This window comes from Mycobacterium ulcerans subsp. shinshuense, assembly GCF_002355775.1.
Taxonomy (GTDB): domain Bacteria; phylum Actinomycetota; class Actinomycetes; order Mycobacteriales; family Mycobacteriaceae; genus Mycobacterium; species Mycobacterium marinum.
On the sequence record NZ_AP017624.1, the window covers coordinates 2,485,649 to 2,497,472 of the forward strand.

At 65.6% G+C, this 11,824-nt stretch carries 11 protein-coding genes and 1 pseudogene; 10 read left to right on the forward strand and 2 right to left on the reverse strand.

Annotated features, from left to right (window positions below):
• Positions 1–215 precede the first annotated feature (215 nt).
• Positions 216–845 carry a TetR/AcrR family transcriptional regulator gene (locus tag SHTP_RS11165; protein ID WP_012394360.1) on the forward strand — a complete coding sequence of 210 codons (630 nt, stop codon included), beginning with the start codon at positions 216–218 and terminating at the stop codon, positions 843–845.
• Positions 846–958: 113 nt separating this feature from the next.
• On the opposite strand, the gene SHTP_RS11170 is transcribed toward SHTP_RS11165, so the two are convergent.
• Entirely contained in the window at positions 959–1,564 is a 606-nt protein-coding gene (locus SHTP_RS11170) for a TetR/AcrR family transcriptional regulator (RefSeq protein ID WP_049785231.1), read from the reverse strand.
• 261 nt (positions 1,565–1,825) lie between these two features.
• Between SHTP_RS11170 and SHTP_RS11175 the strand changes: the two genes are divergently transcribed.
• A complete protein-coding gene (locus tag SHTP_RS11175; RefSeq protein WP_096372427.1) occupies positions 1,826–2,371 on the forward strand; it encodes an SAM-dependent methyltransferase in 546 nt (181 codons plus the stop codon).
• 66 nt (positions 2,372–2,437) lie between these two features.
• On the opposite strand, the gene SHTP_RS11180 is transcribed toward SHTP_RS11175, so the two are convergent.
• Positions 2,438–2,812, reverse strand: a complete 375-nt coding sequence (locus SHTP_RS11180) for a thioredoxin family protein (protein ID WP_096370627.1) — start codon at positions 2,810–2,812, stop codon at positions 2,438–2,440.
• A 135-nt stretch (positions 2,813–2,947) separates the two neighbouring features.
• Here SHTP_RS11180 and SHTP_RS11185 point away from each other — a divergent pair, with 135 nt between their 5' ends.
• The 8 genes and pseudogenes from SHTP_RS11185 (at position 2,948) to SHTP_RS11220 (ending at position 11,612) form a co-directional block, all read left to right on the forward strand.
• Complete coding sequence (locus SHTP_RS11185) at positions 2,948–3,217, forward strand: metal-sensitive transcriptional regulator (protein ID WP_011740966.1); 270 nt, start codon at positions 2,948–2,950, stop codon at positions 3,215–3,217.
• A gap of 33 nt (positions 3,218–3,250) precedes the next feature.
• Complete coding sequence (locus SHTP_RS11190) at positions 3,251–3,676, forward strand: DUF302 domain-containing protein (RefSeq protein WP_096370628.1); 426 nt, start codon at positions 3,251–3,253, stop codon at positions 3,674–3,676.
• A 54-nt stretch (positions 3,677–3,730) separates the two neighbouring features.
• The gene (locus SHTP_RS11195; RefSeq protein WP_096370629.1) at positions 3,731–4,093 is read left to right on the forward strand and encodes a carboxymuconolactone decarboxylase family protein; all 363 of its coding nucleotides are present in this window, start codon (positions 3,731–3,733) and stop codon (positions 4,091–4,093) included.
• Positions 4,094–4,289: 196 nt separating this feature from the next.
• Positions 4,290–6,183, forward strand: a pseudogene (locus SHTP_RS30005) (PE family protein).
• A 158-nt stretch (positions 6,184–6,341) separates the two neighbouring features.
• Complete coding sequence (locus SHTP_RS11205) at positions 6,342–7,583, forward strand: amino acid deaminase/aldolase (protein ID WP_012394366.1); 1,242 nt, start codon at positions 6,342–6,344, stop codon at positions 7,581–7,583.
• A 67-nt stretch (positions 7,584–7,650) separates the two neighbouring features.
• Positions 7,651–8,856, forward strand: coding sequence for a M28 family metallopeptidase (locus tag SHTP_RS11210; protein ID WP_096370630.1), 1,206 nt, complete (start codon positions 7,651–7,653; stop codon positions 8,854–8,856).
• The gene (locus SHTP_RS11215) at positions 8,853–10,139 is read left to right on the forward strand and encodes a D-arabinono-1,4-lactone oxidase (protein WP_172900538.1); all 1,287 of its coding nucleotides are present in this window, start codon (positions 8,853–8,855) and stop codon (positions 10,137–10,139) included. Before SHTP_RS11210 ends, SHTP_RS11215 begins: the two co-directional genes overlap by 4 nt.
• 108 nt (positions 10,140–10,247) lie before the next feature.
• Positions 10,248–11,612, forward strand: a complete 1,365-nt coding sequence (locus SHTP_RS11220) for a wax ester/triacylglycerol synthase domain-containing protein (RefSeq protein WP_172900539.1) — start codon at positions 10,248–10,250, stop codon at positions 11,610–11,612.
• The last annotated feature ends 212 nt before the right edge of the window (positions 11,613–11,824 follow it).

The following is an 11,824-nucleotide window of genomic DNA, read 5'->3' on the forward strand; positions in this document are numbered from 1 at the left end:
ATAAGCCGGGTTCGTGCTGGTAGTGCCCGGATACGGCTACGCACGGTTTGGTGGGGAATTTCGTCGTAATCATTGGCAAACCGGTGTTCGGCGAATTTCGGGTATCCGTGCGGATCCTGGCACACGAAGGTCGCTGAGCGAATCTGTTGGCTGGATTTCGTGGCTGCTGTGTGGCGCCCGCGTGGCGGCAGAATGCGAGCACTAGCATGCCGGGAATGACAGATCTGGGCGTGCAGGGACGGCGTACAAACCGACGCGGACATGCGACGCGCGAGAGCATGTTGGAGGCGGCGCTACGCTCGCTGGCCTCTGGTGACCCGGGCGCGGCTTCGGCGAATCGCATCGCCAAGGAATGCGGAGCCACGTGGGGCGCGGTGAAGTACCAGTTTGGCGACATCGACGGGTTCTGGGCAGCGGTGCTGCATCGCACGGCCGAGCGGCGTGGGGAGTTGCCGTCGAATGCCGTCTCCGGCGGCCCACTACCGGAGCGAGTCGCCGCCATCATCGACACCTTGTACGAGGGGCTGACGTCCACTCACTCCCGGGCCATCGAGACATTGCGCAGGGCACTGCCCAACAATCGTGACGAACTCGAACGAAACTATCCGCGCACGGCCGCCGAACTGTCGTCGTGGCAGCGCAGCTGGGCCCTGGCCTGCCAGAAGGCATTCGCCGGCTTGGAGGTCGACCCCAATCGGGTACGAGAAGTGGCCGCCTTCATCCCGGGTGCGATGCGTGGGATCACCTCCGAGAAGCAGCTGGGGACATACTCAGACCTCGATGAGGCGCGCCGCGGGCTGACCAACGCCATTGTCGCCTACCTAGAGAACTCCGGCGCCCGCTGAGGTTTTCATTCTCGCCCGCGGAGGCCGGGTTTCGAATGCCCGTCGACGGCACGATCCGCTGCCACATCTGTGATCGGAAGCCACGATCGGATTGCGCTGCGCCCGAGTAATTTTCAGGCAACGGCCGCGCCGAGGATGAGGTTCACCGCCTCGTCAAGTTGTCCGGCTATCTCCTCGTAGCTGAGGAATCTCGCGGTCATCAGGGCGCCGGAAAACGTCATCTGCAGGGTCGACTTGACCGAGCGTGGCCAACCCGGTCCCAGCGCGGCGCCGATCCGCCTCGCTACTTCCTCGCCGATCTGCGCGCGCAGCGGTTGCACTGCCGGATCGTCGGCCATCAACGCGGTGCCGCAGGCGGCGGTCAGTTCGGGTTCGTCGGCCACCACCATCGCCATATCCCGCATGGTCGCGCTCACCCGGGTCTTGGTGGTGTCGTTGACATCCGTATGCAATGGCAGGTCGCGCAGCAGCCGGAGGTAGACCGCCGCCACCAGAGCGCTCTTCGAAGGAAAGTAGGTGTAGGCACTGGCCGGCGACACCCCGGCGCGAGCCGCAACCGCGCGCATCGTCAGGTTGGCGAATGATGTTGCGCGGAGTTCGTCCAATCCGGCTTCAAGCACCTTGCGGATGGTCTGCGCCGGCCGCCGATCCGATCGGCGCCCCGCCGGCACGGGTGCGCCGGTGCCGGCATCGGGTGGATCGGCGTTATCGCTAGACACGAGTCCAGTGTAGGAATACCCGGGCTCGCCCGACAATGTCACCCCGAAACTTGAGCGGATCGGCTATTCAGGCTATTGCCAAGTGATTAATTGGACGTGCCGGTCCTGATCCGTGGCGACAGGGGCGTCAACGCCCAGTCCATAAGTAGACATATGTCCAGAACTGCGGAGCGGGCGGACCGCCTGAGCATTCGTTACCCGGGATGTTCGGCCACCGCTCAGGTTCACCGGTGTTGTCGCGGTCGTCGTATGGTGGCGCGTGTGGCCGAGTCCGACCGCCGTCGCTGGGACCGGCGCTACGCGAGCCTAGGGCCCGCAGCGGTGGGCGCGGTGCGTCCGCCGGCCCTGCTACAGGCTCACCTGAAGTTGGTTCCCGCCGCGGGCAGGGCTCTCGATTTGGGGTGTGGACAAGGGCTCGGGGCGGTCTGGTTGGCCCGCCGGGGTCTGGATGTCTTGGGGCTCGACATTTCCCCTGTGGCAATCGCCCAGGCGCGAGATTTGGCTGAGCGCAGTGGGGTTAGCGCGCGATGCCGCTTCGACGTTGTCGACCTCGACGACGGCCTGCCGGATGGACCGCCTGTCGACCTGATCGTGTGTCACAACTTTCGTGACCGCCGCCTCGACGCGGCCATTATCGAGCGTCTGGCCCCGGGCGGGCTGGTCGCCCTGGTCGCTTTGAGCGAGGTTGGCGCCGCTGCGGGGACGTACCGGGCCGCCCCCGGTGAGTTGTCCACCGCGTTTGCCGAACTCGACCCGATCGCCGCGGGTGAAGGTGACGGGCGGGTTTGGCTGCTGGCGCGCGCGTAACGCGTGCCGACCGGCAAGCCCGCGACCGCCCCGGGCGTACATGGTCTATGGTCGCGGCCGAATCGGCTACCCCGCCGTGGCGGCTTTGCGGGCGGCGATCGTGGCGTGCGCCTTGGCCATGTCCAGTGACTTCATCTGGCCGATCAGGTCTTCGAGGACGGCCGATGGCATGGCACCGGGCTGGTTATAGATCAGCACGCCGTCCCGAAACGCCATTACCGTCGGAATTGAGCGCACACCCGCCGCGGCCGCCAGCGCTGGCTCCGCTTGTGTATCAACCTTGGCGTGTACGACGTCGGGGTGAGTCTGCGCCGATCGTTCATAGGTTGGCGCGAAAGCGTGGCAGGGGCGGCAGTAGGAGGCCCAAAAGTCAACCAGAACAAGAGAATTATCGGTGACGGTCGACTCGAAGGTGTCGTGGTTGAGGCTGACGGTAGGCATTGTGTGTCCTTTCTTTCGGGGATACCCACTCGGACAACTGATACCCATAGGGGTATATTCCCTGTATCGAGCCACTGGCTGTTTTATACCCCCCGGGGTACTATGGCGGTAACGCTCAACGAGAGAGGACTCATCGTGATTGGTGATCAGGACAGCATGGCTGCCGTGCTGAACAGGTTGCGCCGTGCCCAGGGGCAGCTTGCCGGAGTGATCTCAATGATCGAACAGGGCCGCGACTGCAAAGACGTGGTTACCCAGCTTGCCGCGGTATCACGCGCCCTGGACCGCGCCGGGTTCAAGATCGTCGCGACCGGGCTGCGGGAATGCGCGCTGGGCGCCACGGCCGACGGCGCACCGCCACTGACTGAAGCCGAATTGGAAAAGCTGTTTCTGGCGCTGGCCTGAACAGCGTTAACGAAGGATAGGGAGGCACTGGTAATGAATCTTGCGTTGTCGACCACGCTGCACACGAGCTTTGACGAGGCAGTCAAACTCACCCGCGGGGCGCTGGCCGGGCAAGGCTTTGGCGTTCTGACCGAGATCAATGTGAAGGAAACGCTGAAAGCCAAACTTGGCGAAGACATGGAGGACTACCTGATCCTCGGCGCCTGCAACCCACCCCTGGCCCACCGCGCTATCGGGGGCAATCGTCAGATCGGCACGCTGTTGCCGTGCAACGTCGTGGTGCGGGCCGACCCCGAGCGGGACGGAACCATCGTCATCGAGGCGATGAATCCCCAGATGATGGCGGACGTGACCGGCGAACCGATGCTGGTGCCGATCGCCGAAGAGGTTTCGGGCAAGCTGAAGGCGGTCATCGGCGAATTGGAGAATTCCAGCGTCGCCAATCCGTCGCAAGTGTGACCGTCGATCCGAGTCCACCCATTCCGCCTAACACCCAAGGGGGGTAATACAGCTATGTCAGACCAGCACCATCACGAGGTTCTCGAGGAATTGCGGCCCCAACACCGGGCGCTACGTCAGCAGATCCCGGAGGTCTACAAGGGATTCGCGGCGCTCAGTGGTGCCGCCTTCGCCGACGGCCCCCTCAGCCGCAAGGTCAAGGAGCTCATGGCGATGGCGATCGGTGTAGTGGAAGGGTGTGACGGCTGCATTGCCTCCCACGCCCAGGCTGCCGCACGCGCCGGGGCCACTCCGGAGGAAGCCGCTGAGGCCATCGGCGTCACCATCTTGATGCACGGCGGACGGGCCACGATTTACGGCGCGCGGGCCTACACCGCGTTTTGCGAATTCGCGGAGGCCCAAACCAACGCCACCTGATGGTCTCAGCTGCTGCGCAGCGTTCCCGGAAGCGTCGGAAGTGCGGCCGGCTGAAACGTTCCGGCGCCATCGAGCGAAACGCTTGATAGGTCACCCGCAAATGCGGGGTGTGCTGACTTGATAGCGATACCCTTGCCGAGGGTTCGATGGCGACCGGGCGGCTGCCGGGTCTGTGTGACGTGGTGGGAGGTCACTGATGTCGTATCTCATCGCAGCGCCAGAGATGGTGGCTGCGGCGGCTACCGATCTGGCGAGCGTTGGCTCATCGATAAGCGCGGCCAATGCCGCCGCCGCTGCCCCAACGATGTCGGTGCTCGCCGCTGGCGCTGACGAGGTATCGGCTGTGGTCGCGGCGTTGTTCGACGCACATGCCCAGGCCTATCAGTCCCTGAGTGCGCAGGCCGCGCTGTTTCATGAGCAGTTCGTGCAGGCGCTCAATGCGGGAGCGGGTTCCTACGCTCTGGCCGAGGCGGCCAGCGTCTCACCCCTGCAGGACGCGCTGAACCTGATCAATGCACCGACCCAGGCGCTGTTCGGCCGGCCGCTGATCGGCAATGGCGCCGACGGGGCGCCGGGAACCGGGCAAAGCGGTGGTAATGGAGGGTTTCTGTACGGCAACGGCGGCAACGGCGGGTCCGGCGCCAACAATCAGGGTGGGGGCAACGGCGGGAGTGCCGGGCTCTGGGGCAACGGCGGTGCCGGCGGAGCCGGGGGAGACTCCACCGTCGCGGGTGTCAACGGATTCAACGGGGGGGGGGGGGGGGCGGCGGCAGCGGCGGGCTGCTGTGGGGCAACGGCGGTGCCGGCGGGGCCGGCGGCAACGGCGGCGGCGCTCCGCTAGCCGGGTTTGTGGGTACCAGCGGCGGAAACGGCGGCAACGGTGGAGGGGCAGGCCTGCTCTACGGCTACGGAGGTGCCGGTGGCGCCGGCGGAACCGGCGGGGTGGCGCCGCCCACCGGCGTCGGGCAGACCATTCTGTCGGCGGGCGGCGTTGGCGGGACCGGGGTGCCGGCGGCGGTGGTGCGGCTCTGATCGGCTTCGGTGGTGCCGGTGTCATCGGTGGCACCGGTGGGCTCAGCGACACGACGACCGAGACCATCGGCGGATATGGCGGCATGGGCGGGCTCGGTGGTCAGAGCGGGGTCCTGTTCGGCACGCCCGGTGCGGGTGGGGCCGGTGGCGCCGGAGGTGCCGGCGTCGGGACGTTCGCGAGCCCCGGTGGACATGGCGGCTCCGGCGGCGATGCCGGCGCAATTGGTTTGTTCGGCAACGGAGCGGCCGGCGGCGACGGCGGTATCGGGGGCGATGGCGCCAGCGGTGGCAATGACGGGGGCAACGGCGGGGTGGGTGGCCTCGGTGGCGTAGGCGGCCCGGGAGGCTGGATCTTCGGCACGGGCGGGGCCGGCGGTAACGGTGGCCTCGGTGGTTCCGGAGGCACGGGCGTCGTCACCAACGGTTTTGCCGGCTCAGGGGGCTTTGGTGGGGCCGGCGGTGACGCCCAGTTCCTTGGTTTCGGCGGCACCGGCGGCGGCGGTGGTGGTATCGGTGCCGGTGAAACCGCAGCGGTGCCGTTGACAACCCAGCCGGTGGGCGGGACTGGCGGCAATGGTGGGCGAGCCGGGCTGTTCTTCGGGGTCGGCGGGACCGGGGGCAACGGTGGGGCCACCAGCACCAACGGGGCGCTGTATGCCACCGGCGGCAACGGCGGTGACGGCGGCCTGATCTTCGGCAACGGCGGTACCGGCGGTACCGGCGGAAACGGTGGCGCGGGCGGGGGCACCAGCGTCGGCGCGGGCGGCCAGGGTGGCGCGGCCTCGGCGTTCTTCGGCAATGGCGGAGCCGGCGGCGATGGCGGCGCGGGCGGCCAGGGAGCGGGCGGTGCCGGCGGCTCGGGTGCGCTGTTCTTCGGCAACGGCGGTGCCGGGGGCAACGGTGCGCCAGGGGGCACGGGCGTCGGTGGTACCGGCGGCAGTGCGGTGCTCATCGGCAACGGGGGCGACGGCGGCGACGGTACCGGAGGCGCGGCCGGTGGCGCCGGCGGTAGCGGCGGTTTCATCTTCGGCCAGAACGGGTCGAATGGACTTCCCTAGCGCGCACGGACGCCGCCGGCAGCAATTCAAGGGAAATTTGCACATGGCTGCGCAAATTCGCAGGCGATCCGCACACAATGTGGCATATCCGGTGATCCCTGGGCGCAACATGGCCGATCCTCTGTCACTGCGTGGGCCACGTTCAGTAGGGTGGCGGCGTGCACGAGGTGGGTCGCGAGCAACGCTCGGACGAGATGGCCAGGCTAGATGAGCAGAATCGGTTGCAGCGGTACGAGGAAGCGTTTGCCGACCAAGATGCGCCGTTTGCGTTCGTCGACCTCGACGCGATGTGGAGCAATGCCGGCCAAATGCTTTCGCGCGCGGGCGACAAGCCCATCAGGGTAGCGTCCAAGTCATTGCGATGCAGGCCGCTGCAGCGCGAAATCCTGGACTCGAACCCACGATTCGAAGGTCTGATGACCTTCACGCTGGCCGAGACCCTCTGGCTGGCCGGACAGGGCTTCGACAACCTGTTGCTTGCCTATCCGACAACCGATCGCACCGGGCTGCGTGAGCTGGGCGAGCTAACCGCCGAAAACCCCGCGCGGGCGCCGATCGTCATGGTCGATAGCGTCGAACACCTCGACCTGATCGACCGAGCAACCGACAGGCCGGTTCGGCTGTGCCTGGACCTCGACGCCGGCTATTGGCGAGCGGGAGGACGGGTCAAGGTCGGCCCGAAGCGCTCCCCGTTGCACACCCCCGAACAAGCACGCGAGCTTGCGCTGGAGATCGCCCGGCGGCCACGGCTGCGACTGGTCGCACTCATGTCCTACGAAGGCCACATCGCCGGGTTCGGGGACCAGGTGGCAGGCAAATTCGCCCAAAACGCGATCGTGCGCTGGATGCAGCGCGAATCCTTCGCAGAGCTGCGCGAACGCCGCGCTCGCGCCGTTGAACTGGTCAGCGAAGTCGCTGAACTCGAGATCGTCAATGCCGGCGGCACCGGAGACCTTCAACTGGTCGCCCACGAGTCCGCGGTCACCGAAGCGACCGCCGGCTCCGGGTTCTACGCGCCGACATTGTTTGACTCCTACTCGGCGTTCTCCCTGCAGCCAGCGGCGATGTTTGCGTTGCCGATATGCCGCCGACCCGGAGCCAAGACCGTCACCGCGCTCGGCGGCGGCTACCTGGCCAGCGGAGTCGGAGCAAAAGACCGGATGCCCAGCCCCTATCTGCCCAGCGGGTTGAAGCTCGACCCGATGGAGGGCACCGGCGAGGTGCAGACACCGCTGTCGGGCCGCGCGGCGCGACGGCTCAAGGTTGGCGACAAGGTCTACTTCCGCCACACCAAGGCCGGCGAACTCTGTGAGCGATTCGATCGCTTGTATCTGGTTCGTGGCGCGCAGGTCGTCGACGTCGTCCCGACCTACCGGGGTGAGGGACGCACATTTCTCTAAAGAGCCAATAGCCTTCGGCGCCGGAAAAGGTTTGCCTCGCTTACGAATTGCGCGATAAGGAGCTGCAATGAGTCCGATCACGGTACTGCCTACCGAGCTTGCCACGATGCGCACGATCATCGAGACGCTGGCACCGATCGAGCGAGCGGCCGGTGACCCGGGTGAGCACGAGGTGGCACTGCGCATCGTGGACTGGCTTGATGCGGCTGGGGCCCAACATGCACGGATCGAAGAGGAGCAGTTCTACGACGGCTATCCGCAGCTACACGCCAGATTGTCGGCGGTTGGGGTCGGCGCGGCCGCCGCCGGGCTGATCAGTCGGCGGCTGCGCGGCATTGCCGCGCTGGCTGGCGTGGGAGCCGGACTGGCGATCGCCGATGACTGCTCGAACGGGGTGCGCATCGCACGCAAGTCGCTCCAACAGCGGCGAACGACTTGGAATGTTGTGGCCGAGGCCGGAGACCTAGACGGGCAGGAGACGGTTGTGGTGTGCGCCCACCATGACGCCGCCCACAGCGGAAAGTTCTTTGAGCCGGGCTATCAACGCTTCTTTGTCGAGCGGTTCCCGGGGATCGTCGAGCGCATCGACACCTCGCTACCGAACTGGTGGCCGTCAATCTTGGCGCCGATCGTCGCCGGTGTCGGTGCTTGGCGCGGTAGCCGGAAAACGATGATCGCGGGCGCAGCCATGAGCGCGATCGGAGTAGCGGCGTTCACCGACATCGCTCGCAGTCCAATCGTGCCCGGGGCCAACGACAACCTCTCGGCCGTCGCGTTGCTTGTTGCCCTCGCCGAGCGGCTACGCGAGCGACCGGTGCCGGGCGTGCGGGTGCTACTGGTGTCGCTGGGCGCCGAAGAACAACTGCAGGGTGGCGTTTACGGATTTGTCGCCCGCCACAAGCCCGAACTGGACCGGGACCACACGTATTTCCTCAATTTCGACACCATCGGCTCGCCCGAACTCATCATGCTCGAAGGTGAAGGCACCACGGTTATGGAGGATTACTACCACCGGCCATTCCGTGACCTGGTGGCGCGTGCCGCCGACCGGGCCGAGGCGCTGCTGCGGCGCGGCATGCGCTCTCGCAACAGCACCGACGCCGTGATCATGAGCCGGGCGGGTTACCCGACGGCGTGCTTCTCGTCGATCGACCGCCACAAAGCGCTGTCGAATTACCATCAGATGTCCGATACGCCGGACAACGTCAATTATGAGACGGTGGCACACGCGGTCACCGTGGCCGAGTCGGTAGTGAGGGAGTTGGCGCGGTGAAAACTGTGTGGAGAAATTGGGCCGGCGAGCAGTACTGTGCGCCGTCGGAGATTGTCCGGCCAGCTTCGGAAGCCGAATTGGCAGAGCTTGTCGCAAAAGCCGGCCAGCGCGGCGAGCGAGTGCGCGCGGTCGGCAGCGGGCACTCGTTCACCGACTGCGCATGCACTGACGGCGTGATGGTCGACATGGCCGGGATGCAGCGGATCGTCAACGTGGATCCCGAGGCCGGTCTGGCCACTGTCGAGGGCGGGGCCAAACTGCGTCCACTCTTTTCGCAGCTCGCAGAGCACGGTCTGGCGCTGGAAAGCCAGGGCGACATCGACAAGCAGTCCATCACCGGTGCGACCGCGACCGCGACGCATGGGACCGGAGCCCGCTTCGCCAACGTGTCAGCGCAAATCGTTGCGCTACGACTGGTCACCGCCAGCGGTGAGGTGCTAGAGCTATCCGAGGGTGATGACTATCTGGCAGCACGGGTGTCTATCGGCGCTCTCGGGGTGATTTCGCAGCTCACCCTCAAGGTAGTGCCGCTGTTCACGTTGCATCGTGACGACGAGCTCAAGCCCCTCGCTGAAACGCTCGAGCGGCTCGATGAGCATGTCGACAACAACGACCACTTCGAGTTTTTCGTGTTTCCCTATGCCGAGACGGCGCTGACACGGACCACGCGCCGCAGCGAAGAGCCCCCCATGCCCGTACCCGAGTGGAGGCGTCGGGTGGGGGACCAATTCGAAAACGTTGGATTAGGCCTTGTCTGCCGGACCGGTCGGCAGTTCCCCAGCACAGCACCGAAACTGAATCGTCTGTTGACGAGTTTGATGTCGCCCTCGAGCGTGCAAGATCGTGGTTGGAAGGTCTACCCGAGTCCGCGCAACGTCAAATTCACCGAGATGGAGTACGCGATTCCGCGTGAGAATGCGCGGGAGGCGGTTCGCCGCGTCATCGAGGTCGTGCGCCGTCGCGACTTGCCGATCATGTACCCCCTCGAGGTCCGCTTCAGCGCTCCCGACGATGCGTTTCTGTCCACCGCCTACGAGCGGGACACCTGCTACATCGCGGTGCATCAGTACACCGGGATGGAATTCGAGACCTACTTCCGGGCGGTCGAAGCGATCATGGATGAGTACGGCGGCCGGCCACACTGGGGCAAGCGTCACTATCAACGGGCTGCCAGCCTGCGGGAGCGCTATCCGGCCTGGGACCGCTTCACCGCGGTCCGCGACCGGCTGGATCCCAACCGCGTCTTTCTCAATGACTACACCCGGCGGGTGCTGGGCGCCTGACCCGGGGGTCGACTAACGGCCCCAATTCATGGGGACCAAAGTCATTGGCGGCCAACACGCTAGTGACCCCGGTCACGGACTGGCGTACGTTTTGTGCGTGGAGTCAACATGACCGAATTCATGCGCAATAGCGACGCGTTTACCTGGTCGATGGAAAGCGATCCGCGCCTTCGATCCACCGTCGTCACGGTCTTGTTGCTGGATCGATCTCCGGATTGGGATGAGGTTCGCCAGCGGTTCGACCTGATCAGCCGTGAGATGCCGATGTTTCGGCAGCGGGTGGTGGAATCCCCGCCACCCGCTTCGCCTCGATGGGAGCCGGACGCCGACTTCGAGTTGGAGTACCACATGCGGCGGGTGACGGTGTCCGGAGCCGGGACATTCGAGGATGTGCTCGAGATGGCCCAGTTGGCCGAGATGCAAGACTTCGACCGGGCCAGGGCGCTGTGGGAGACGACGCTGATCGAGGGCCTCCAAGATGGTGGTGCCGCCGTGATCTGCAAGTTCCACCACGCGCTCACCGATGGTGTCGGTGGCGTCCAGATCGCCATGCACCTGTTTGACCTGTCCGCAGAGGTGGGTGCGCACCCGTCGCTGCCGGCGGTTGCGGAACTGCCCCGGCATTCGTGGCTCGACGGGTACCGCGACTCCTGGCGCTACGGCGTGTCCATGCTGGCCAGAGCGTTAATCGGAGCGATCAAGGGGGGTCCGCTGTTGCTGTACAACAGCCTGCGGCGGCCCGTAGTGACAGCGCGATCGGCCGCAGCCAACGCCGCCTCGGTTTACCGAACCGTTCGGCCACTGAACCACACCGGTTCTCCGCTGATCAAGGAACGCAGTTTGATCCGGCACCTCGGCGTCCTCGAGGTGCCTCGGCTGCAGTTGCGCGAGGCCGCCCACCGATGCGGGGGTGCACTCAACGACGCATTCGTGGCCGGAGTGGCCGGTGGACTACGCCTTTATCATGAGAAACACGGTGTCGGCGTTGGTGACCTACACCTGACGATGCCGATCAGTCTGCGAACCGATGACGATGGTATGGGCGGCAACCGTATCACCATCATGCGCTTCGATATTCCGGTCGGCGAAGCCGACCCGGCACAGCGAATCAAGGCCATACACGAGCGGGTTAGCGCGGTGCGACAGGAAAAGTCGCTGCCGCATACGCAAGCCATCGCCGGCTTTTTGAACCTGATGCCGCGGTGGTACATAGGTTCGGTTCTGCGGCATGTTGATTTTCTGACCAGCGATGTGCCCGGGGTGCCCGTGCCGGTGTTTCTGGGCGGTGCCGCAGTGCGCACCCAATACGCATTTGGTCCAACGATCGGTGCGGCGGTCAACGTCACCCTGCTGTCCTACGTGGATAGCTGCGCGCTCGGCATCAATGTCGATACCGTGGCAATCCCCGACTACGACGTGTTCTATAGCGCTCTGGTCGCTGGCTTTGACGAAGTCTTAGCGCTGGCGGTCTGATTCGCCGCAAGAAGTCGGATCCGGGACCAACCGAGGGTGGCATCTGGGTGTTTCGCGACTCCGGGCGGGAAGCACAAGATCCCGCGGCGGCAACCTGACCGAGTGGCTTCGGTTGTAACGCTTGCCGCGCCGGCATCGCTGAACTGTGCCGCCTGCCAAGAATGAAGACGGGTAAGGCAACCACGACCATGATCCGGTGATGACCGGCAACA

Coding starts and splice junctions, on each gene's coding strand:
- SHTP_RS11165 (WP_012394360.1), top strand. CDS start 216: ATGACAGATCTGGGCGTGCAGGGACGGCGTACAAACCGACGCGGACAT.
- SHTP_RS11180 (WP_096370627.1), bottom strand. CDS start 2,812: ATGCCTACCGTCAGCCTCAACCACGACACCTTCGAGTCGACCGTCACC.
- SHTP_RS11190 (WP_096370628.1), top strand. CDS start 3,251: ATGAATCTTGCGTTGTCGACCACGCTGCACACGAGCTTTGACGAGGCA.
- SHTP_RS11195 (WP_096370629.1), top strand. CDS start 3,731: ATGTCAGACCAGCACCATCACGAGGTTCTCGAGGAATTGCGGCCCCAA.
- SHTP_RS11210 (WP_096370630.1), top strand. CDS start 7,651: ATGAGTCCGATCACGGTACTGCCTACCGAGCTTGCCACGATGCGCACG.
- SHTP_RS11220 (WP_172900539.1), top strand. CDS start 10,248: ATGACCGAATTCATGCGCAATAGCGACGCGTTTACCTGGTCGATGGAA.